The sequence below is a fragment of the Microbacterium sp. M4A5_1d genome (assembly GCF_053345465.1).
Genome location: NZ_JBKFAD010000003.1, coordinates 576,907 through 597,888, shown reverse-complemented (window position 1 = coordinate 597,888; position 20,982 = coordinate 576,907). Strand labels below are relative to the sequence as shown.

Genomic DNA, 20,982 nt, shown 5'->3' with positions numbered 1-20,982 from the left:
TGTCAGCCGCGAAGCGAGCGCAGCGTCAGCGCCGTGCGCAGTGCAGCATCCGCCGCCTCCGCGCCCTTGTCCTCCTTCGAGCCGGGCAGACCCGCCCGGTCGATGCCCTGCTGCTCGTCGTCGAGGGTGAGCACGCCGAAACCGACCGGCTTGCCCGTGTCGATCGCGACGCGCGTCAGCCCGTCGGTGGCCGCCGACGACACGAAGTCGAAGTGGGGCGTTCCGCCGCGGATGATGACGCCGAGGGCGACGACGGCATCCGCTCCGGAATCGAGCGCGGCCTTCGCCACGACCGGGAGCTCGAACGATCCCGGCACGCGCACGAGCCGCCAGGCCGCACCCGACTCCTCGAGCACGCGCTCGGCGCCGGCGATGAGTCCGTCGGTGATGACGTCGTGCCACTGGCCGGCGACGACGACGACCTTCAGGTCGCCCGCGTCGATGTTCTGGCGTTCGGGAGCGCCGTGTCCGCTCATGCGATGTTCTCCGAGTTCTGTCGAGGGTCGGTGGTCTCGTCCGCGGGGGCCGCCACGGTGCCGCGGGCGAGCGCCGCGCTCAGCTCGGCGTCGTCGATGATGTGGCCCATGCGGTCGCGCTTCGTGGCGAGGTACTGGTGGTTGTTGGCGCCCACGCCGACGAGCAGCGGAACCTGCTCGGCGATGTCGAGGCCGAGCGCGCGCAGCTGCGACACCTTGTCGGAGTTGTTCGTCAGCAGGCGGATGCTGCCCACGCCGAGATCGGCGAGGATGCCGGCCGCCGCGGCGTAGTCGCGGGCGTCGGCGGGAAGCCCGAGCGCGAGATTCGCGTCGAGGGTGTCGAGCCCGCGCTCCTGCAGCTGGTAGGCGCGGAGCTTGTTGATCAGCCCGATGCCGCGACCCTCATGACCGCGCATGTAGATGACGATCCCGCCGTCGCGGTCGATCGCGTCGAGGGCGGCATCGAGTTGCGGGCCGCACTCGCACTTGAGCGAGCCGAACGCCTCGCCCGTGAGGCACTCCGAGTGCACACGCACGAGTGGGGCGGCATCTGCGAGGTCGCCCGAGACGACGGCGATGTGGTCGGTGCCGGTGACGCGGTCCTTGTACGCGAGGAAGCGGAACGTGCCGTGCGACGTCGGCACCTGCGCCTCGGCACGCAGGCTCACGCGGCGCCGGTTCGAAGCGGCGCCGCCGGCGGGACGCGGGTCGGTCTCGTCGAGGTGCGCGATGAGCTGCTCGATCGTGATGACCGGGATGCCGTCGCGCTCGCCGAGCTCGAGCAGGCCCGGCATCCGCATCATCGAGCCGTCGTCCGCGACGATCTCGGCGATCGCGCCGACCGGCTCGAGACCGGCGAGCTGCATCAGCTCGACCGCCGCTTCGGTGTGACCGCTGCGCTCGCGCACACCGCCCTCGACGGCGCGCAAAGGCAGGATGTGGCCCGGACGGATGACGCTGCCCGGCGTCGACGCGGGATCGGCGAGCACCGTGAGGGTGCGGGCGCGATCGGCCGCGCTGATGCCGGTGGTCACGCCGTCGGCGGCGTCGACCGAGACGGTGTAGGCGGTGCCGCGGGCATCCTCGTTCGTCTCGACCATCGGCGGGAGATCCAGCCGGTCGGCCCACTCGGCGGGCATCGGCGCGCAGATGAAACCGCTCGAGTGACGGACCGTCCACGCGATCCACTCGGGTGTGGCGAGCGCGGCCGACAGGATGACGTCGCCTTCGTTCTCGCGGTTCTCATCGTCGGCGACGATGATCGGCTTTCCGGCCCGCAGCGCGTCGAGCGCCTCGGAGAGGGGAGAAAGGCTCATCGGGAGCCTCCTTCGTTCGAGAGGGTGGTGAATGCCAGCAACCGCTGGACGTGTCGGGCGAGGATGTCGGTCTCGAGGTTGACCGCGTCGCCGGCGATCCGGTCGCCGAGGGTCGTCGCGGCGAGCGTCTCGGGGATGAGGGAGACCTCGAGCCAGGCCTCCGCGACGTGGGCGGCGCTCACGGCGCTGACGGTCAGGGAGACGCCGTCGACCGTGATCGACCCCTTGTCCACGACGAGCGGGGCGAGGTCGGCGGGCACGGAGATGCGCAGGACGCGCCACTGCTCGCCGGGGCGCACCTCCAGGACGTGGCCGAGTCCATCGACGTGTCCCTGCACGATGTGCCCGCCCAGCCGGGTGTGCGCCGCGAGCGCGCGTTCGAGGTTGACGGCCCGGCCCGGCTCGATCCCGGTGAGGCTCGACACGTCGAGGGTCTGGCGCATGACGTCTGCCGTGAACCAGTCGTCGCCCTGGTCGACCACCGTGAGGCAGACACCGCTGACGGCGATCGAGTCGCCGTGGCCGGCATCCGACACCGCCTTCGGCGCGCGCACGGTGATCCGCACGCCGTCGCCCGACGGCTCGACGGCGACGACCTCGCCGATCTCTTCGATGATTCCGGTGAACATCAGGCGTCTCCTTCGGACGGGGATGTCGGGGGCGCGGGGGAGGCGACGATCAGCAGGTCGTCGCCCAGGGTCTCGACCGAGCGCACGCGCAGACGTCGCTGGTCGGTGATCGTCTCGACGCCGAGCGAACGCAGCGCCGGGCGGTCGTCGCCGACCGTGCCGGAGCCGATGAGGGTCGGGGCGATGTAGGCGAGGATCTCGTCGGCGAGCCCTGCCCGAATGAAGGCGCTGGCAATGGTCGGGCCGCCCTCGACGAAGACGCGCTGCACCCCGAGCTCACGCAACTGCGTCATCAGCGAGGGCTCGTTCGCGCTCTCGCCGCCGAGGTTCTCGCCGTCGCGGTGCAGGAGGGGCAGCGGGTGTCGACGCACGAGCGCGTCGTCGGGCACGGCACGCTGACCGAGGACGACGGGCATCGGCTGCCGCTCGTAGAGAGTGCCGTCGGGACGCCGCGCCGTCAGGGCGGGATCGTCGGAGAGCAGGGTGCCCGTGCCCACGACGATGGCGTCGGCCTCGCTGCGCCGGCGGTGGACGTCTGCTCGTGCGGCGGGGCCGGTGATCCACTGGCTCGTGCCGTCGGGTGCCGCGGCGCGACCGTCGAGCGACTGCGCCCACTTCACGGTGACGTGCGGCCGGCCGAGGCGCTGCACGGTGAGCCAGTCGTGGATGAGCGCGTGACCGTCGTCGGCGAGCACCCCGCCGACGACGTCGACCCCGGCATCACGCAGGCGCTGCGCGCCGCCGGCCGATGCGTCGCCCGGGTCGGACGCGGAGTAGACCACCCGCGCCACGCCGGCCTCGATGAGCGCGAGCGCGCACGGGCCGGTGCGGCCGGTGTGGTTGCAGGGCTCGAGGCTCACCACGGCGGTGGCGCCGCGGGCCGCGCCGGCGGAGAGCTGAGTGAGAGCGTCGACCTCGGCGTGGGGAGTGCCCGCGCCACGGTGCCAGCCCTCGGCGAGCACGGACCCGTCGGGTGCCAGGAGCACGGCGCCGACCTGCGGGTTCAGCCCGCGCGGACCGTTGCCGGCGAGCTCGAAAGCGCGACGCATCGCGGCGATCTCGCGGTCGGTGGTGCCCGGCATCCTTCGTCCTTCGGTCAGTCTCCGGGGACGCGGGCGGGCGCGCGCAGCGCGAACGCTGCCGTGCTTCCTCTCATCCGGACTAGCGACTCGCGTCGCATCACCGTCGGTCCCGGAATTCCACCGGATCAACCTCTCGGCCCGAGGGCCTCGAGGGTCGCGGACTCTCACCGCCGGTTCGGATTCTCACCGACCCCGGAGCACGTTCAATACTCCGATCGTACTCAACGCGGCGCTGCCTGCGGCATTCCCGACTTCCGCCGTCACTTGAGCAGGCGGGAGAGTCGGCGATCCGCGAGCAGCTTGCCGCCGGTCTGGCACGTCGGGCAGTACTCCAGGCTGTTGTCGGCGAAGAAGACGCTGCGCACCTCATCGCCGCAGACCGGGCACGCCTCGCCGCGGCGCCCATGCACCCGCATCCCGCGGCGTTTGGCGTCCTTCAGGTCGGCAGGAGGCTTGCCCGATGCCGCGGCGACGGCCTCGGCCAGCGTCGCGCTGAGTGCGGTGTAGAGCCGGTCGACCTCCGCGTCGTCCAGATTCGCGGCCAGCGCGTAGGGCGACATCTTCGCCGCGTGGAGGATCTCGTCGGAGTACGCGTTGCCGATCCCCGCGACGATGGACTGATCGCGCAGCACACCCTTGATCTGGGTGCGGCGGCCCGCCAGCAGGCCCGCCAGGGTGTCGCGGTCGAACGAGGGATCCAGCGGGTCGGGACCGAGCCGGGCGATGCCCGGCACCTCGGCCGGATCACGGACGACGTAGACCGCGAGCGACTTCTTCGTGCCGGCCTCGGTCAGATCGAACCCCGAGTCGTCGTCGAAGCCGACGCGGAGCGCGATCGGGGTCTTGCCGGGACGGATGATGGTCGACGGCAGCGCGTCGTACCAGCGCAGCCACCCCGCCTTGGCCAGGTGGAAGACCAGGTGCGTGCCGCCGTCGGTGGCCAGGTCGACGAACTTGCCGTGACGGGATGCAGCGGTCACCGTCGCGCCCTCGAGCGTCTCGATCGGCGGGTCGTACGTCTTCAGCGCGGAGATCGCGCTGACCCGGGCTTTCGTGATGCGGCGTCCGGCGAGGCGACCGCCGAGGTAGTCGACGAGTCCCTGCACTTCCGGCATCTCGGGCATGGCGTCATCCTGGCACGCACCACCCCCACGCGGCACGGGCTTGCGCCCGGACCGCGGCCTGGTTCAGGCGTGGTTCAGTCGGCGAGGATCGGCCAGGGCTGCGGCGCGCGGTCGTCGTCGGGCAGGATGCCGGCGATCCAGCCGTCGTGGCGGGCGTCGCGGTGCGGGAGCCCGCGCCGCAGCATCCCTTCGTACCGGAAACCGAGGCTGCGCGCGGTGCGCGCCGATGCGACGTTGCCGACGATCGCCCGCCATTCGATGCGCGCGAGCGACAGCGGCTCGGCGAAGCCGAAGTCGATGACCGCGCGGGCTGCCTCGCTCAGGTAGCCGTGCCCGCGCGCCGATACGCTCATCCAGAACCCGATCTCCGCGGCACCTTCCGGGCTCACGCGGTGCAGGCCGATCATGCCGATCCACTGGCCGTCCCGGCGGATGCCCCACGTCAGCTCGGACTGCTCGTCCCACCAGGCCGCAGCCTTCGCGATGAACTCCTCGGCGTGCTCGCGCGTGTAGGGAGAGGGCACGGTGGTCCAGCGCGGGACCTCGGGATCCTGCGCCGCAGCGGTGATCGCGTCGACGTCGTCGAGAGTGGGCGTCGACAGCTCGAGCCGCGCGGTTCGGAGGGCCACCGGTTCCATCCCCCGACCCTACCGAGGCGGGCCGGCCGGTTCGGGTCGTGCCCAGCCTTCGTCGCGGTGCCGCGAACAGGCTCAGCCCGGTGTCGCCGTGCCTCGCGCCCCCGGGGCCCGCTCTCAGCCTGTTGACGGCACGCGTTTCAGCTGTTCCGGGGATCGAGCTCCGGTCAGCCGACATCCCGCGCCGGGACGGAGGACTCCTCGTCGTGTGCGTGCCAGGCGGCGTCCAGCCGTGCCGTCAACAGGCTGGCGGCGCCATGGCGCCTCTCATCGCGCGGAACGCGGCGCCTGAGCCTGTCGGTGGCACGGATCAGCGACTTCCGCACAGGCAGCGGGCGAGTCTGGCTGTTCACAATTTCCTCCTGCGCAGGCCATGCACGGGACCACGGACGACACCGTGTCGGCATGGACCCTCACGCCTCGTCAGCCTGGCTTCCCGCAGAGATCATGGAGTTGCGTCGTTGGTCGACGTCCGATCTGCGCGCGGGTGGTCTCCGCAAGCGCGACATCGCGGATGCCGTCTCCGCCGGGCGACTTGTGAGGCCCCTGCGGGGCTCGTACCTCGTCGCGGATGCGCCACCAACCGTCGTCGTCGCGGTCTCGCTCGGCGGTCGTCTCACCTGTGTGAGCCTGTTGCGCCTTCTCGGGGTGTTCGTCCTCGAGCCGGCCGGGCCGCATGTGCAGCTACCGCGGACGGCCTCGCGCGTGCCGACGCGCGAGACCCTCGCGGGGTCGAAGTCGGTGCTGCATTGGACACCTCCCATCGCTCCGCGCCCCAGATGGTTCGCGTGCTCGAGCATCATCGACGCGCTGGTCCGCGCGGTGCAGTGCCAGTCACCCCGAGCTGCCGTCGCGACGCTCGACAGCGCGCTTCATCTCGGGCTTCTCCAGGCCGCGGATCTCGACAGCGTCTTCGCGGCCCTGCCTCTCCGATACCGCCCGATCCGGCGTCTGATTGACGGGCGGGCCGAATCCGGACCAGAGACGCTCATGCGGCTCCTCCTGCGCGGAATCGCCAAGACGGTCGAGGTGCAGGTGCGCATACCTGGAGTCGGACGAGTCGATCTGCTCGTCGATGGTTGGTTGATCGTGGAGTGCGACAGCGATGCTCATCATTCCGGGCTCGACGCGCGCCGACGAGACAGCGCGCGCGACCTCGCGGCCGCAGCCCTCGGCTACCTGACGCTACGACCGATGGCGGCGGACATCATGTGGCGACCCGATCGGGTCCTCGAAGCCGTGCGCGGCGTTCTCGCATCCGGTGTGCGGCCGGCTCGCGTGCGCTGACGCTTCTACCAGCGGATGCCTGCTGCTCTGCGTGCCGTGCGCAGGCTGAAACGGCTCGCGGTGGGGCGTAGGGGCTTGGGTGGGGCGCTGAGCCTGTTGACGGGGAGATGACGCGAAGACAGGGCTGTTCTCCGGCCCGCCCGGCCCGTGGGGCGGTTCTCGCTCGGTGGGTCGACAGGTCTCGCTCGACGCGCCGACCGGGCGACCGGAGTGCGGATGCCTGCTGTTCCGCGTGCCGTGCGCAGGCTGAAACGGCTCGCGGTCGGGCGTAGGGGCTCGGGTGGGGCGCTGAGCCTGTTGACGGGACGGGGACGGCTCGAAGATGGGGCGCCGACGCGACGGCTACCCCGCAGGACGGGGACGGCTGCCCCGCAGGACGGTGCCGGTAGGCCCGTCGGTGGCGACGGGGGTTCCGGCAGCCCCGCCGGTCGGGACGGGGCCGCCCGCAGCGGACGGGCCCCCCAGCGGCGAGGACGGGGCCGTCCCGGGATCAGGCAGAGGGGTTCTGCGAGATGTAGACCGCCATCGCGGCGAGGTTCGTCAGGGGAGCCATCGCACCGTTGCCGGGTGCGTCGAAGACCATCGCTTCGACGCCGGCCTCGGCGTAGGACGCGACCCACGCCGCGGCCGACGGGAGCGGCACGGCGAGGAGGCGCGATGCCTCCTCTTCGGGCAGGCCGAAACCGAGGGCGGCTTCATGGGCGCGGTCGGCGGTGGAGAACGCGAAGATCACGGCGCCCTCGTCCGAGCGCAGCGCGAACGGGGTGGGCTCGTCGTCGGAGCCGCGGGCGATGAAGAGCCAGCGGTCGAGCGCGAAGGCGGCGCGCCAGAGTCGCTCCTGCACGGCGGCGTCGGCGGGGGAGGCCTTCGATGCGGCCGCCGCCTCGTCGAGCGCCTCGATCAGCTCGGGCGCGGGCTCGACCGGCATCTCCGGTGCGGTGGTCGCCGGCGCCGCGTTCTGGTTGCCGTCGGTCGCAGCGGACAGTCCGGCGTCGGGCGCGGTCGATTCGTTGTCAGACACGACGCAGCAGTCCCAACTTGTCGTAGACGTCAGCGAGCGTGCGGTCGGCGACCTCGTCGGCGCGCGCGGCGTTCGACGCGAGCACCCGGTCGAGCTCGGCCGGGTCGTCGAGCAGCTCGAGGGCACGCTCGCGGACCGGTCCGAACTCGGAGACGACGACCTCGGCCAGTCCCTTCTTGAAGTCGCCGTAGCCGCGACCGGCGTACTCGTCCTCGATCGAGGGGATCTGGCGGCCCGTCAGCGCGGCGTAGATGACGAGCAGGTTCGAGACGCCGGGCTTGTTCTCGCGGTCGTAGCGAACCGAGCCCTCGGAGTCGGTGACGGCCCGCATGACCTTCTTCGCCGACACCTTCGGGTCGTCGAGCAGCCACAGCACGCCGGCATCCGACTCGGCGGACTTCGACATCTTCGAGGTCGGGTTCTGCAGGTCGTAGATGCGCGCGGTGTCCTGCTGGATGACCGGCATCGGCACGCGGAACGTCTCGCCGTAGCGCGAGTTGAACCGCTCGGCCAGGGTGCGCGTCAGCTCGACGTGCTGCTTCTGGTCGTCGCCGACGGGCACGATGTCGGTCTGGTAGAGCAGGATGTCGGCGGCCATGAGCACCGGGTAGGTGAAGAGCCCCACGTTGGTGGCGTCGGCGCCGTAGCGCTGCGACTTGTCTTTGAACTGCGTCATCCGGCCGGCTTCGCCGAACCCGGTGATGGTCGAGAGCACCCAGGCGAGCTCGGCGTGCGCGCGGACGTGCGACTGCACGTACAGCGTCGAGCGCGAGGGTTCGATGCCCGCCGCGATGTACTGCGCCGCGGTGCGCCGGGTCTTCGCCCGCAGCTCGGCGGGGTCATTCGGCTGAGTGAGGGCGTGCAGGTCGACGACGGAGAAGAACGCGTCGTAGGTCTCCTGCAGGTCGCGCCACTGCATGAGAGCCCCGATGTAGTTGCCGATCTGGAGCGAATCGGCGGACGGCTGCATTCCGGAGTACAGGCGGGGCTTGGTCACCAGAAGAGTCTACGGGCGTCGCCCCGCGGGCCGTCGCCCCGTCGCCTCGATCAGCCCGGGAAGACGTAGTCGGCGACGACGGGGGCGTGGTCGCTCCACCGGGTGTCCCACGACGGCGCGCGCACGACACGGTAGTCGGTGACGCGCTCCGCGAGCTGCGGCGTGGCGAGGTGGTAGTCGATTCGCCACCCGGTGTCGGTGTCGAACGCCTTTCCGCGGTTGGACCACCACGTGTAGGGACCGTCGACCTCGCCGGCGAACCGACGTCCCACGTCGACCCACCCGAGGCCGGTGCCCCGCTCGCCGTCGACGGTGTCGATCTCGACGCCGGCGGGCGCGGTGAACCGGTCGAAATAGGCCCGCTCGCGCGGGAGGAAGCCGGCCTTCTTGCGATTGCCGCGCCAGTTGCGGATGTCGAACTCACGGTGGCCGACGTTCAGGTCGCCGGTGATGACAGCGAGTTCGCCGAGCTGCGGCATCCGCTTCTCCATCGCATCGAGGAAGGCGTACTTCGCGACCTGCTTCTCGGTGTCGGCCTCGCCGGTGAAGACGTACGCGCTGACGACCGTGAGGTGCTCGCCCGCGACCTCGATGTCGGCCTCGACCCAGCGTCCCTTCGAGTCGAGATCGTCGTCGCCGAGCTCGATGCGCCAGACGTCGAGGGGCTCACGGGCGGCGATAGCGACACCTGCGCGCCCCTTCGCGAGCGCCTCGTCGGAGACGAAGTGCCAGTTCGGCAGGGCAGCGGCGAGGTCGGAGGCCTGGGCGCGGACCTCTTGGAGGGTCAGGATGTCGACGTCGGCGGTCTCGAGCCACTCGTGCATTCCCTTGCGGGCGGCGGCGCGGATGCCGTTGACGTTGACGGAGGCGATGCGAAGACGACGTGACACGTCTGCCAGCGTAACCGCGACCTCCGACAGGGCTCACCGCGCGGCGCGCTGCTCCGCGTCGAGACGTCGCAGCAGCTCGCGCGCCCGCTTCACATCCCGGCGGGCGGGAACTCGCCGCCACCACCCGGCTTCGGCGAGGGCGTGCTCGGCGTCGCGCAGCTGTGCCTCGGCGACCACACGCAGGGCGCGCCGCTCGCCCTCGCGCCTCTCTTCCTCGGTCCTCACCTCGAGCGGGATGCCGTCATCCGCCGCCGACACGGCCACCCACGACGCCGCGACGAGGATGACGATGCCCGCGAGGCGCAGCCAGAGGAGGAATCCGATGAGCACCGAGAACGTCGCGAGGAGCGGGTTGGTGGGGGAGTAGACGGCGAGGAAGCCGGCGCCGAGCTGCAGCACGCTCAGCGCGACGCCGCCGAAGATCGATCCGGGGATGATCTTGCGCCAGGGCAGCGCGGTCCCGGTCAGAAACCGGATGAGCGCGGTGAGGGCGGCCGCGTTGATCACGATCGCGACCAGCACAGACGCGAGTCGGCTGAGCACGTCGATCGTGGTCGACTCGTACGGGATCTCGAAGAGGTCGAACACCTGCCGAACGATGCCGCCCGCCACCAGACCCAGTGCGGCGCCGAGCACGAGCGCGAGGCCGAACAGCAGGGCTGCGCCGAAGTCGCGCAGCTTCAGGAGCAGGTAGTTGCGCGTGTCGAAGGGCAGGCCGAAGATATCGCGCACCGCGCGGCGCGTGAACGTCACGAACCCGATGGCCGTCCAGATCGCGACCGCGAGGGCGACGGCACCCGTCACCGCTAGGACGCTGCCGCTGTTGCGGGCGATGTCGGCGACGTCGGTGGGGGAGACCGGACCGCTGCCGGAGATCAGCCCCGGGATGTAGCTGTTGACGACGTCGATGAGGGCGTCGATCGCCATGCGCGATCCCCCGAGCCACAGCCCGACGACGGCGAACGCCGTGTAGATGGTGGCGAAGAGGGCGAAGAGCGACTGGTAACTGATGCTCGCGGCGAGGAGGAAGCCGTTGTGCCGCAGAAAGTGGCGCCATACCCGGATCGGGAACCAGCCGAGCGTGCGACGCGTGATCGTCGTCGCACGCTCGATGGGCTGGTCGAGCCGCTCGCGCAGCCGAGACGCATCCCACCGTTCGCGCAGCGCATCTGTCGCGGAAGGGTCGGGATCCACGTCGTCGAATCTATCGGCAGCGGCGGCGCGAGCTGATCGGGCGCGAGCCCGGCCGGCTCAACGCCCGCGGAGAACCGCCTGCTTGACCTCGGCGATCGCCTTGGTGACCTCGATGCCGCGCGGGCAGGCCTCGGTGCAGTTGAAGGTCGTGCGGCAGCGCCACACGCCTTCCTTGTCGTTGAGGATGTCGAGGCGCACGTCGCCCGCGTCGTCGCGCGAGTCGAAGATGAAGCGGTGCGCGTTGACGATCGCGGCGGGGCCGAAGTACTGGCCGTCGGTCCAGAACACGGGGCACGACGAGGTGCACGCGGCGCAGAGGATGCACTTGGTGGTGTCGTCGAAGATCTCGCGGTCGGCGATCGACTGGATGCGCTCCTTGCCGGCCTCGGGCTTCGAGTTGGCGATGAGGAAGGGCTGCACGTCGCGGTAGGAGGCGAAGAACGGCTCCATGTCGACGACGAGGTCCTTCTCCAGCGGCAGGCCCTTGATCGCCTCGACGTAGATCGGCTGCGAGATGTCGAGGTCCTTGATCAGCGTCTTGCAGGCCAGGCGGTTGCGCCCGTTGATGCGCATCGCGTCGGACCCGCAGATGCCGTGCGCGCACGAGCGGCGGAAGGTCAGCGACCCGTCGACATCCCACTTGATCTTGTGGAGGGCGTCGAGGACGCGGTCGGTCGAGTAGAGCTCGACGTCGTAGTCGACCCACCTCGGCTCGCTGTCGACCTCGGGGTCGAAGCGCCGGATGATGAAGGTGACCAGGAACGACTGGATGCCGGTGTCGTTCGCCGCCTCGGCAGGGGCCGCGGCATCGGTTTCGACGATCGTCATCAGTACTTCCTCTCCAGCGGCGGGTACCGCAGTTCGCCGTTCTCGTTCTTGGTGAACACGACGGGCTTCCAGTCGAGCCGGATGTGGTCCTCGGCGTGCGACGAGTGGGGGTCGCCCGACAGATAGGCCATCGTGTGCTTCATGTAGTTCTCGTCGTCACGCGTCGGGAAGTCATCGCGCATGTGGCCGCCGCGACTCTCCTTGCGGTTGCGAGCGGCGACCACGACGACCTCGGCGATGTCGAGCAGGAAGCCCAGCTCGACCGCCTCGAGCAGATCGGTGTTGAACCGCTTGCCCTTGTCGTCGACGTGGATGTTCTTGAACCGCTCGCGCAGGTCGGCGATGACGTCCATGACGTGCAGGAGCGACTCCTCGGTGCGGAACACCTGGGCGCCCTTGTCCATCTCGTCCTGGAGCGTCTTGCGCAGGACCGCGATGCGCTCGGTGCCGGGGTTGTTGCGCACGCCTTCGATGAGTTGGCGCACGTCCTTGGCGGGGTCCGCGGGCAGCGGCACGAAGTCGGCGGTCTTGACGTACTCGACGGCGTTGCGGCCGGCGCGCTTGCCGAAGACGTTGATGTCGAGCAACGAGTTGGTGCCGAGGCGGTTCGAGCCGTGCACCGAGACGCACGCGCACTCGCCGGCGGCGTAGAGGCCCGGCACGACGGTGGTGTTGTCGGCGAGCACCTCGGCCTCGACGTTCGTGGGGATGCCGCCCATCGCGTAGTGCGCCGTGGGCATGACGGGCACCGGCTCGACGACGGGGTCGACGCCGAGGTAGGTGCGGGCGAACTCCGTGATGTCGGGGAGCTTGGTCTCGAGGACTTCGGCGCCCAGGTGCGTGCAGTCGAGCAGCACGTAGTCGCGGTGGGGACCGGCGCCGCGGCCTTCGGCGACCTCCTGCTGCATGCATCGCGAGACGATGTCGCGGGGAGCGAGGTCCTTGATGGTGGGCGCGTAGCGCTCCATGAACCGCTCGCCCGACGCGTTGCGGAGGATCGCGCCCTCGCCGCGTGCGCCTTCCGTGAGCAGGATGCCGAGACCGGCGAGGCCGGTCGGGTGGAACTGGAAGAACTCCATGTCCTCGAGCGGCAGGCCCTTGCGCCAGACGATGCCGACGCCGTCGCCCGTGAGGGTGTGGGCGTTCGAGGTCGTCTTGTAGATCTTGCCGAAGCCGCCGGTGGCGAAGATGACGGCCTTCGAGTGGAAGACGTGCAGGTCACCGGTCGCCAGGTCGTAGGCGACGACGCCCGCCGTCTGGGTCGAGCCGTCGGGCGCGGTCACCGTGATGAGGTCGAGCACGTAGTACTCGTTGAAGAAGTTGATGCCGAGCTTGACGCAGTTCTGGAACAGCGTCTGCAGGATCATGTGGCCCGTGCGGTCGGCGGCGTAGCAGGCGCGGCGCACCGGCGACTTGCCGTGGTCGGCGGTGTGGCCGCCGAAGCGGCGCTGGTCGATCTTGCCCTCGGGGGTGCGGTTGAAGGGCAGGCCCATGTTCTCGAGGTCGATGACCGCGTCGATGGCCTCCTTGGCGAGGATCTCCGCCGCGTCCTGGTCGACGAGGTAGTCGCCGCCCTTGACGGTGTCGAAAGTGTGCCACTCCCACGAGTCCTCTTCGACGTTGGCGAGCGCCGCCGCCATGCCGCCCTGCGCCGCACCGGTGTGCGAGCGGGTCGGGTACAGCTTCGAGATCACCGCGGTGCGGGCACCCGGACCGGCTTCGATCGCCGCCCGCATGCCGGCGCCGCCGGCGCCGACGATGACGATGTCGAACTGGTGGTAGTGGATGCCGTCCTTGACGACGACCTCTTCGGTCTGGGTGCTCACGGGGCGAGCCTTTCGTTGCTGTGATTCACGTCGTCGGAGCGCAGGGTCAGCCCTGGCAGGTCTCCCAGAGCATGCTGTCCGCGGTCACTCCGAGGCAGGGGTCGAAGGTGAACACGACCAGGGTGCCGAGCAGGATCAGCAGACCTGCCGAGAGCCAGATGGCCCACACGAGGACCTTCCGCGCCGTCGCACCCGTGACGTAGTCGTTCACGATCGTGCGCATGCCGTTCGCGCCGTGGATCAGGGCGAGCCAGAGCATCAGCACGTCCCACCACTGCCAGAACGGGCTGGCGAACTTTCCGGCCACGAAAGCGAAGTCGATGCCCTTGATGCCCTCGCCGAGCATGAGGTTGACGAAGAGGTGGCCGAAGATCAGGACGACCAGCAGCACGCCGGAGGCGCGCATGTAGACCCAGCCCCACTTCTCGAGGTTGGCGCCCTTCTTGCGGACCTGCGGGCTGCGGGGAGCGGCAAGGGTGTCGGCGGTCATCAGTGACCCCCTCCAATCTCGGAGAGAACGATGGGCACGTGACGAGCCGCGAAACCGATGATGGTGACGGCCCAGACCGCGAGGACACCCCACCACAGCTGGCGCTGGTGGCGCGTCGCCCACGGCCACAGGTCGACGGCGATGATGCGCAGACCGTTGAAGGCGTGGTAGACGATCGCGGCGACGAGGGCGACCTCGCCGAGACCCATGATCGGGTTCTTGTAGGTGCCGATGACGGCGTCGTAGGCCTCGGGCGACACGCGGATCAGCGCGGTGTCGAGCACGTGGACCAAGAGGAAGAAGAAGATGGCCACGCCGGTGATGCGGTGAAGCACCCACGACCACATGCCCTCGTTGCCGCGGTACAGCGTGCCGCGCGGGGTCTTGGATGTGGTCTGGGCTACCGACGGTGTGACGCGTGCTGGTGCAGACACGGTCGTCCTCCCTGGATCGAACACGGTTCGTGGGGGCGATCGATGCCCCGGTGGGGCAATTGACCCCCGGCGTCACATGGGCGCACATCGATTCTAGGCCGGGAAAATGACGCGGGGCGACGAAGGGCACCCTAAAGAAAGCGGGTTCTTGCGCCGGGGGCTGCGGCCGCGTCCCGGTACGCTCGGAGCATGATCGACGAGATCCCGGACTTCTACGCCGTCATCCCCGCCGGCGGCGTGGGCAGCAGGCTGTGGCCGCTGTCGCGTGCCGACGCGCCGAAGTTCCTGCACGACCTCACCGGATCGGGCCACTCGCTGCTGCGCGACACCTGGGACCGGCTCGCGCCGCTCGCAGGGCCCGACCGCATCGCGGTGGTCACGGGACGCGCTCACCGCGCGGCGGTCGAGGCCCAGCTGCCCGGCATCCCCGACAAGAACGTGTTCCTCGAGTCCGAGCCCCGCGACTCGGCGGCGGCGATCGGTCTGGCCGCCGCGATCCTGCACCGGCGTCATCCGGACGTCATCATCGGGTCGTTCGCGGCCGATCACGTGATCCGCGGCAGCCGGGTCTTCGAGTTCGCCGTGCGCGACGCGGTCGAGGTCGCGCGCGAGGGCTACATCTGCACGATCGGCATCACCCCCTCCGAGCCCGCTGTCGGCTTCGGCTACATCAAGCGCGGCGGCGAACTGATCGTCGAGGGCGCTCGCGACGCCTCTCTCGTCGAGCGTTTCGTCGAGAAGCCCGACCTCGAGACGGCGCGAGCCTATGTCTCCGACCGGTCGTACCTCTGGAACGCGGGCATGTTCATCTCGCGGGCCGATGTCCTCCTGGCCGAGATCGAGGCGAACAGCCCCGAACTGCACGCGGGCCTGCTCGAGCTCGCCGAGGCCTGGGACGATCGCGACCGGCGCGGTCCCGCCGTCGACCGCATCTGGCCGCAGCTGAAGAAGATCGCGATCGACTACGTCGTCGCCGAGCCCGCCGCCGAGAAGGGCAAGCTCGCCGTCGTGCCGGGGCACTTCGACTGGGACGACGTCGGCGACTTCGCGAGCCTCGCGAAGCTCAACTCCAACGGACGCAAGAACGACCTGGCCATCCTCGGCGAGAACGCCCGCATCCTCTCGGACGCGGCCAGCGGCATCGTGGTCAGCCACACCTCGCGGGTCATCAGCCTGATCGGAGTGAAGGACATCGTCGTCGTCGACACTCCCGACGCGCTTCTGGTGACCACGAGCGAGAACGCGCAGCGCGTCAAGCACGTGGTCGACGCCCTCAAGCTGACGGGACGCGGCGACGTTCTGTGACGCGCACATTGCGTCTTTGTAACCATTCGCGGGGCGGGGTGCGTCCGGGGTGCAACCCGGACGAAACAGTAGGTAACTTCTTTCCAGCCGCCGCGAAGTCCGCGGCGCCTTCAATGTGGAGGCTGCATTGACACTCTCGACCCCCCAGAAGCTCGTCGGCATCACAGCTGCCGCGGGCCTTCTCGTCGCCCTCGCCGGTTGCGGAGCCGCACCCGATGAGGCTGGCGGATCCGCCGCACCCGAGGCGGGCTCGGACTTCACCCCCTGCCTGGTCTCCGACGAGGGCGGCTGGAACGACCGTTCGTTCAACCAGTCGGCGAAGGAGGGCATGGACCGCGCGGCGAAGGAGCTCGGCGTCGAATCGATCGAGGTCGAGTCCACCACCGAGAACGACTACGCGCCGAACCTCGAGACGCTCGTCTCGGAGGGCTGCGACCTGATCGTCGCCGTCGGCTACAAGCTCGCCCCGGCCACCGTCGCGTCGGCCACCGCGAACCCCGACATCGACTACGCCATCATCGACGACTACGCCGACACCGATTTCGACGGCAAGACCGACGCCCCCAACATCAAGCCGCTGGTGTTCAACACCGCGGAGGCCGCCTACCTCGGCGGCTACGCGGCGGCCTCGTGGTCGGCTGAGGCCGGCGTGAACAAGGTCGGCACCTTCGGTGGCGACAAGTTCAACTCGGTCACCGTCTTCATGGACGGCTTCCAGCTCGGTGTCGAGAAGTACAACGAGGACAAGGGCGCGAACGTCGGCGTCGTCGGCTGGGACATCACCGCTCAGGACGGCAACTTCACGGGCGGCTTCACCGCCAACGACACCGCGAAGCAGGTCGCTCAGGGCATCCTCGACCAGGGTGTCGACGTGATCCTGCCCGTCGGCGGCCCGATCTACCAGAGCGCCGCGCAGGCCATCCGCGAGGGCAACCGCGACGTCGTCATGCTCGGCGTCGACAGCGACCTCGCCGTCTCGGACGACACGGTCGCCGACCTGACGCTCGTGTCGATCCAGAAGGCGATCGACGTCTCCGTCTACGACGCCACCGTCGCGGCGCAGGGCGGCGACTTCACGACCGACCCGTACGTCGGCACGCTGAAGAACGAGGGTGTCAAGCTGTCGAGCTTCCACGACTTCGAGTCGCGTCTGCCGGCCGGTCTCGCCGACGAGCTGACCGCCCTGCAGGAGGCGATCGTCGCCGGTGACATCACCGTGGACTCGCCGAACTCTCCGTGAGCTCATGAGTCGTCGGGGCCGGGGGACGGAAGTTCCCCGGCCCCGACCGCTGTCCACCCACCATCCGTCGCATAGATTGGCCGACATGAAGCTCGAACTCCGGGGCATCACCAAGCGCTTCGGCACCCTGGTCGCCAACGACCACATCGACCTCGTCGTCAGGCCGGGCGAGATCCACGCTCTCCTCGGGGAGAACGGCGCCGGCAAGTCGACGCTCATGAACGTCCTCTACGGCCTCTATCAGGCCGATGAGGGCCACATCCTCCTCGACGACGTCGTCCAGGACTTCCGCGGACCCGGCGACGCCATGAGCGCGGGCATCGGCATGGTGCACCAGCACTTCATGCTCGTCCCGGTCTTCACCGTCGCCGAGAACGTCATGCTCGGTCACGAGAACACCAAGGGCCTCGGCGTCCTCGACCTCGCCGCGGCCCGCGCACACGTGCGTGCCGTGGCCGACCGCTTCGGCTTCCAGATCGATCCCGATGCCGTCGTCGGCGATCTGCCCGTCGGCGTGCAGCAGCGCGTCGAGATCATCAAGGCCCTCTCGCGCGAGGCGAAAGTGCTCGTGTTCGACGAGCCCACCGCCGTGCTCACTCCGCAGGAGACCGACGAGCTCATGGCGATCATGCGCCAGCTGCGCGACGAGGGCACCTCGATCGTCTTCATCACCCACAAGCTGCGCGAGGTCCGCGAGGTCGCGGACCGCATCACCGTCATCCGGCTGGGCAAGGTCGTCGGCGAGGCCTCGCCGACGGCGAGCAACGCCGAGCTGGCGGCGCTCATGGTCGGCCGGCCCGTCGAGATGGTCGTGGCCAAGGGCGCTCCGAACGTGGGGGAGGGCGGCCTCGTGCTCGACGGCATCCGCGTCGTCACGCCCTCGGGGATCGTCGTCGTCGACGACGTCGACCTGCAGGTGCAGTCGGGCGAGGTCGTCGCGATCGCGGGCGTCCAGGGCAACGGCCAGACCGAGATCGTCGAAGCGATCCTCGGGCTGCTGCCGATCGACCACGGCTCGATCCGCCTCGACGGCGACGAGCTGGGCGGGCGCAGCGTGCGCGCGATCCTCGACCGCGGTGTCGGCTTCGTGCCCGAGGATCGCAAGGAGGACGGTCTCGTCGGAGCGTTCTCCGTGCAGGAGAACCTCATCCTCGACCGCTCGGACGACCGCGCCTTCACTCGTGCGGGCACGATCGACCGCCGCGCCCTCGAGGCGTTCGCGCGTGAGCGCATCGCCGAGTACGACATCCGCACGCAGGGCCCCGACACGGCGGTCGGCACCCTGTCGGGCGGCAACCAGCAGAAGGTCGTCATCGCACGCGAGATGGCCCGCCCGCTGCGTCTGCTCGTCGCGGCGCAGCCCACGCGCGGCGTCGACGTGGGCAGCATCGAATTCATCCACAAGCGCATCATCGAGGCCCGTGACTCCGGCGTCGCCGTCCTCGTCGTCTCGACCGAGCTCGACGAGGTGGTCGCCCTGGCCGACCGCATCGCGGTGATGTACCGCGGTCGCATCGTCGGCGTCGTCCCGGCGACGACGCCGCGCGACGTGCTCGGCCTGATGATGGCCGGCGAGGTCCCCGAGGAGTCAGCAGCATGACCACCCCCACCCCCGGTCCCGGCCCCGACCTCCCCGTCGAGCCCGCGGACTCGCAACTGCCCCCCGTCGGCGGACCCCTGACCGGCAAGCCCGAGGTGGCCCCGCCGCCGACGACGAACCGCATCATCAGCGAGGTGATGCGCAGCAGCGGCGTCATCACCGTGCTCGCCATCGTGCTCGCGCTCATCGTCGGCGGCATCATGATGGCCGTCACGGACGAGCGCGTGGCCGCGGCATCCGGCTACTTCTTCGCCCGCCCGGGCGACACGCTGGTCGCGATCTGGCAGTCGGTGTCGGGCGGATACGACGCCCTGTTCCGCGGCGCCGTGTTCAACACGCGCGTCGACGGCTTCGCGACGCAGATCCGTCCGCTCACGAACACGCTCGGCTTCGCAGCGCCGCTGATCGCGGCGGGTCTCGGTGTCGCGCTGGCCTTCCGAGCCGGTCTGTTCAACATCGGCGGCCGCGGCCAGATCCTCATCGGCGCTGCGTTCGCGGCCCTCGTGACGTTCAACCTCGACCTGCCGATGTTCATCCACCTGCCGCTGACCCTGATCGCCGGCATCGTGGGCGGGGCCCTGTGGGGCGGGCTCGTGGGACTGCTGAAGGCGCGCACCGGCGCGCACGAGGTGATCCTCACGATCATGCTCAACTACATCGCCTACTACCTCGTCAGCTGGATGGTGCGCACCCCCTCGCTGCTGCAGCAGACCGGCACGACGCAGTCGATCTCGCTGCGTACCCCGGACTCCGCGCAGTTCCCCGAGCTGCTCGGCCCGCAGTATCCGCTGCTGGACTGGGGCTTCATCGTCGTCATCATCGCGACGATCGTCGTGTGGTGGGTCATCGAGCGCTCCAGCCTCGGGCTGCGCCTGCGCGCCGTGGGCGAGAACCCGCACGCGGCACGCGCCGCGGGCATCTCGGTCGAGCGCATGTACATCTACGCGATGCTCTTCGCCGGCGGGCTCGCGGGCCTCGCGGCCATGAACCAGGTGCAGGGCCAGGTCACCACCGGCTTCACCGGCTCGATCGACGCGGGCATCGGATTCGACGCGATCACGGTCGCCCTGCTCGGGCGTTCGCGTCCGTGGGGCGTCTTCGCCGCCGGCATCCTGCTCGGCGCGCTCAAGGCGGGCAGCTTCACGATGCAGGGCTCCGAGGGCATCCCCGTCGAGATCGTGCTCGTGGTGCAGGCGCTCATCGTCCTGTTCATCGCAGCCCCGCCGCTCGTCCGGACGATCTTCTTCCTTCCCAAGACCGAAGCTGAGAAGCGCGCGTCGGGCCGCACGAAGAACTCGTCGCGCCGCGCCGCTGTGAAGGCGGGTGCCTGATGGCAACGACCGATCTGACCTCCGCCGCCGCGGCCCCCGCCGCGGTGAAGGTCCGCCACCTCAAGCCGGCCATCGCCCTCGGCGTCGCCACCGTGCTGCTGGCACTGCTGTTCGCCCTGGTCCCGCGTGGCGGCACGAGCACGTTCCGTCTCGCCGACGGCGGGTCGACGATCCCGATCCCGGACGTCGCCCTCCCGACGGGGCCGACCAGCTGGACGCTGCTCGCCCTGATGGCCGTCATCACGGCCGTCGCGGCGTGGGACGCCCTCGCCTATCGCCGCCCTCGCACCTGGCTGATCGCGGTGGCCGGCTTCGTGGGGGTGTTCGCCTTCCTCGTCTGGGCCGCGGCCGAGGGACTCGTGCCCGTCATCGGTCTGCTGTTCGGTGCGGTGTCGTTGTCGGTCCCGCTCATCTTCGGCGCCCTCGGCGGCGTCATCGGTGAACGGGTCGGCGTCGTGAACGTCGCCATCGAGGGCCAGTTCCTGCTCGGCGCCTTCGGCGCGGTGCTCGTCGGCAGCATCACCGGCAACCCGTTCATCGGACTGATCGCCGCCATGGTCGGCGGCGTGCTGGTGAGCCTCGTCCTCGCGGTCTTCTCGATCCGTTACCTCGTCGACCAGGTCATCGTCGGCGTCGTGCTGAACGTGCTGGTGACCGGCCTCACCGGCTTCCTCTTCGGAGCGCTCCTCGCGCCGAACGAGGCGACGCTCAACCGTGCGACGACCTTCCAGCGCCTGCCGATCCCGCTGCTCAGCGACATCCCCGTCATCGGACCCGTGCTGTTCAACCAGACGTTCATCGTCTACCTGATGTACGTCACGGTCGGTCTCGTCGCGTGGGGCCTGTACCGCACCCGCTGGGGCCTGCGCCTGCGCGCCGTCGGCGAGCACCCGCAGGCCGCGGACACCGTCGGCATCAAGGTGAACCCGACCCGGTTCTGGAACGTCAGCCTCGCCGGTGCGATCGCCGGCGCCGGTGGTGCGTACTTCACGCTGGTGTCGGTGCCGACCTTCACCAAGGAGATGACCGCGGGCCTGGGCTTCATCGCCCTCGCCGCCGTGATCTTCGGACGCTGGGACCCGATCCGCGCCACCCTCGCGGCGCTGCTGTTCGGGTTCGCGACGAACCTGCAGAACCTTCTGACGGTGCTGCGGACGCCGATCCCCAGCGAGTTCATGCTCATGCTGCCCTACCTCGTGACGATCCTCGCGGTCGCCGGGTTCGCGGGGCACATCCGTGGGCCGGCCGCCGCCGGCAAGCCGTACATCAAGGGGTGA

At 69.9% G+C, this 20,982-nt stretch carries 20 protein-coding genes and 1 riboswitch; of the genes, 6 read left to right on the top strand and 14 right to left on the bottom strand.

The features are described from left to right. Positions 1–2 precede the first annotated feature (2 nt). The 6 genes from ribH to ACLBWJ_RS14695 form a co-directional block, all read right to left on the bottom strand. Positions 3–476 (bottom strand): 6,7-dimethyl-8-ribityllumazine synthase, encoded by a 474-nt coding sequence (ribH, locus tag ACLBWJ_RS14720; RefSeq protein ID WP_274178927.1) that lies wholly within the window; start codon positions 474–476, stop codon positions 3–5. Beyond that, complete coding sequence (gene ribA / locus ACLBWJ_RS14715) at positions 473–1,792, bottom strand: GTP cyclohydrolase II (protein WP_114588578.1); 1,320 nt, start codon at positions 1,790–1,792, stop codon at positions 473–475. The genes ribH and ribA overlap by 4 nt, the downstream gene beginning before the upstream one ends. Continuing rightward, positions 1,789–2,421, bottom strand: coding sequence for a riboflavin synthase (locus ACLBWJ_RS14710; RefSeq protein ID WP_112617423.1), 633 nt, complete (start codon positions 2,419–2,421; stop codon positions 1,789–1,791). The genes ribA and ACLBWJ_RS14710 overlap by 4 nt, the downstream gene beginning before the upstream one ends. After that, positions 2,421–3,503 carry a bifunctional diaminohydroxyphosphoribosylaminopyrimidine deaminase/5-amino-6-(5-phosphoribosylamino)uracil reductase RibD gene (gene ribD, locus ACLBWJ_RS14705; RefSeq protein WP_354450005.1) on the bottom strand — a complete coding sequence of 361 codons (1,083 nt, stop codon included), beginning with the start codon at positions 3,501–3,503 and terminating at the stop codon, positions 2,421–2,423. The genes ACLBWJ_RS14710 and ribD overlap by 1 nt, the downstream gene beginning before the upstream one ends. A 57-nt stretch (positions 3,504–3,560) precedes the next feature. After that, positions 3,561–3,707: riboswitch (FMN riboswitch) on the bottom strand. 56 nt (positions 3,708–3,763) lie between these two features. Further along, positions 3,764–4,627, bottom strand: a complete 864-nt coding sequence (locus ACLBWJ_RS14700) for an Fpg/Nei family DNA glycosylase (RefSeq protein ID WP_112617421.1) — start codon at positions 4,625–4,627, stop codon at positions 3,764–3,766. A gap of 74 nt (positions 4,628–4,701) precedes the next feature. Next, positions 4,702–5,265 carry a GNAT family N-acetyltransferase gene (locus ACLBWJ_RS14695; RefSeq protein ID WP_447660628.1) on the bottom strand — a complete coding sequence of 188 codons (564 nt, stop codon included), beginning with the start codon at positions 5,263–5,265 and terminating at the stop codon, positions 4,702–4,704. A 402-nt stretch (positions 5,266–5,667) separates the two neighbouring features. On the opposite strand from ACLBWJ_RS14695, the gene ACLBWJ_RS14690 reads away from it, so the two are divergent. Continuing rightward, complete coding sequence (locus ACLBWJ_RS14690) at positions 5,668–6,549, top strand: endonuclease domain-containing protein (RefSeq protein ID WP_274178924.1); 882 nt, start codon at positions 5,668–5,670, stop codon at positions 6,547–6,549. Between the two features lie 490 nt (positions 6,550–7,039). On the opposite strand, the gene ACLBWJ_RS14685 is transcribed toward ACLBWJ_RS14690, so the two are convergent. The 8 genes from ACLBWJ_RS14685 to sdhC are packed head-to-tail and all read right to left on the bottom strand — an operon-like array spanning position 7,040 to position 14,229. Further along, positions 7,040–7,570, bottom strand: a complete 531-nt coding sequence (locus tag ACLBWJ_RS14685; RefSeq protein ID WP_274178923.1) for a hypothetical protein — start codon at positions 7,568–7,570, stop codon at positions 7,040–7,042. Continuing rightward, a complete protein-coding gene (trpS, locus tag ACLBWJ_RS14680) occupies positions 7,563–8,567 on the bottom strand; it encodes a tryptophan--tRNA ligase (RefSeq protein ID WP_112617419.1) in 1,005 nt (334 codons plus the stop codon). The genes ACLBWJ_RS14685 and trpS overlap by 8 nt, the downstream gene beginning before the upstream one ends. 50 nt (positions 8,568–8,617) lie before the next feature. Beyond that, complete coding sequence (locus tag ACLBWJ_RS14675) at positions 8,618–9,457, bottom strand: exodeoxyribonuclease III (protein WP_112617418.1); 840 nt, start codon at positions 9,455–9,457, stop codon at positions 8,618–8,620. Positions 9,458–9,490: 33 nt separating this feature from the next. Beyond that, on the bottom strand, positions 9,491–10,651 hold the full coding sequence (locus tag ACLBWJ_RS14670; RefSeq protein ID WP_447660627.1) for a YihY/virulence factor BrkB family protein: 1,161 nt from the start codon (positions 10,649–10,651) through the stop codon (positions 9,491–9,493). A gap of 57 nt (positions 10,652–10,708) precedes the next feature. Further along, positions 10,709–11,479: a succinate dehydrogenase iron-sulfur subunit gene (locus ACLBWJ_RS14665; protein ID WP_094260201.1), complete on the bottom strand. Its 771-nt coding sequence runs from the start codon at positions 11,477–11,479 to the stop codon at positions 10,709–10,711. Next, positions 11,479–13,305, bottom strand: a complete 1,827-nt coding sequence (sdhA, locus tag ACLBWJ_RS14660; RefSeq protein ID WP_447660626.1) for a succinate dehydrogenase flavoprotein subunit — start codon at positions 13,303–13,305, stop codon at positions 11,479–11,481. Before sdhA ends, ACLBWJ_RS14665 begins: the two co-directional genes overlap by 1 nt. A 46-nt stretch (positions 13,306–13,351) precedes the next feature. Continuing rightward, positions 13,352–13,795 (bottom strand): succinate dehydrogenase hydrophobic membrane anchor subunit, encoded by a 444-nt coding sequence (locus tag ACLBWJ_RS14655; RefSeq protein ID WP_023955540.1) that lies wholly within the window; start codon positions 13,793–13,795, stop codon positions 13,352–13,354. Beyond that, positions 13,795–14,229 carry a succinate dehydrogenase, cytochrome b556 subunit gene (sdhC, locus tag ACLBWJ_RS14650; RefSeq protein WP_023955538.1) on the bottom strand — a complete coding sequence of 145 codons (435 nt, stop codon included), beginning with the start codon at positions 14,227–14,229 and terminating at the stop codon, positions 13,795–13,797. Before sdhC ends, ACLBWJ_RS14655 begins: the two co-directional genes overlap by 1 nt. Positions 14,230–14,418: 189 nt before the next feature. Between sdhC and ACLBWJ_RS14645 the strand changes: the two genes are divergently transcribed. From ACLBWJ_RS14645 to ACLBWJ_RS14625, 5 genes are all read left to right on the top strand, one after another. Then, positions 14,419–15,534 carry a mannose-1-phosphate guanylyltransferase gene (locus ACLBWJ_RS14645; RefSeq protein ID WP_323986416.1) on the top strand — a complete coding sequence of 372 codons (1,116 nt, stop codon included), beginning with the start codon at positions 14,419–14,421 and terminating at the stop codon, positions 15,532–15,534. A gap of 127 nt (positions 15,535–15,661) precedes the next feature. Next, positions 15,662–16,774: a BMP family lipoprotein gene (locus tag ACLBWJ_RS14640; RefSeq protein ID WP_114588573.1), complete on the top strand. Its 1,113-nt coding sequence runs from the start codon at positions 15,662–15,664 to the stop codon at positions 16,772–16,774. A gap of 85 nt (positions 16,775–16,859) precedes the next feature. Continuing rightward, the gene (locus ACLBWJ_RS14635; protein ID WP_112617412.1) at positions 16,860–18,374 is read left to right on the top strand and encodes an ABC transporter ATP-binding protein; all 1,515 of its coding nucleotides are present in this window, start codon (positions 16,860–16,862) and stop codon (positions 18,372–18,374) included. Next, complete coding sequence (locus ACLBWJ_RS14630) at positions 18,371–19,705, top strand: ABC transporter permease (RefSeq protein ID WP_274178918.1); 1,335 nt, start codon at positions 18,371–18,373, stop codon at positions 19,703–19,705. Before ACLBWJ_RS14635 ends, ACLBWJ_RS14630 begins: the two co-directional genes overlap by 4 nt. Further along, positions 19,705–20,982, top strand: coding sequence for an ABC transporter permease (locus tag ACLBWJ_RS14625; protein WP_114588571.1), 1,278 nt, complete (start codon positions 19,705–19,707; stop codon positions 20,980–20,982). Before ACLBWJ_RS14630 ends, ACLBWJ_RS14625 begins: the two co-directional genes overlap by 1 nt.

Coding starts and splice junctions, on each gene's coding strand:
- ACLBWJ_RS14695 (WP_447660628.1), bottom strand. CDS start 5,265: ATGGAACCGGTGGCCCTCCGAACCGCGCGGCTCGAGCTGTCGACGCCC.
- ACLBWJ_RS14690 (WP_274178924.1), top strand. CDS start 5,668: ATGGACCCTCACGCCTCGTCAGCCTGGCTTCCCGCAGAGATCATGGAG.
- ACLBWJ_RS14655 (WP_023955540.1), bottom strand. CDS start 13,795: ATGACCGCCGACACCCTTGCCGCTCCCCGCAGCCCGCAGGTCCGCAAG.
- ribH (WP_274178927.1), bottom strand. CDS start 476: ATGAGCGGACACGGCGCTCCCGAACGCCAGAACATCGACGCGGGCGAC.
- ACLBWJ_RS14710 (WP_112617423.1), bottom strand. CDS start 2,421: ATGTTCACCGGAATCATCGAAGAGATCGGCGAGGTCGTCGCCGTCGAG.
- ribD (WP_354450005.1), bottom strand. CDS start 3,503: ATGCCGGGCACCACCGACCGCGAGATCGCCGCGATGCGTCGCGCTTTC.
- ACLBWJ_RS14630 (WP_274178918.1), top strand. CDS start 18,371: ATGACCACCCCCACCCCCGGTCCCGGCCCCGACCTCCCCGTCGAGCCC.
- ribA (WP_114588578.1), bottom strand. CDS start 1,792: ATGAGCCTTTCTCCCCTCTCCGAGGCGCTCGACGCGCTGCGGGCCGGA.
- ACLBWJ_RS14645 (WP_323986416.1), top strand. CDS start 14,419: ATGATCGACGAGATCCCGGACTTCTACGCCGTCATCCCCGCCGGCGGC.
- ACLBWJ_RS14625 (WP_114588571.1), top strand. CDS start 19,705: ATGGCAACGACCGATCTGACCTCCGCCGCCGCGGCCCCCGCCGCGGTG.
- ACLBWJ_RS14665 (WP_094260201.1), bottom strand. CDS start 11,479: ATGACGATCGTCGAAACCGATGCCGCGGCCCCTGCCGAGGCGGCGAAC.
- ACLBWJ_RS14700 (WP_112617421.1), bottom strand. CDS start 4,627: ATGCCCGAGATGCCGGAAGTGCAGGGACTCGTCGACTACCTCGGCGGT.
- ACLBWJ_RS14635 (WP_112617412.1), top strand. CDS start 16,860: ATGAAGCTCGAACTCCGGGGCATCACCAAGCGCTTCGGCACCCTGGTC.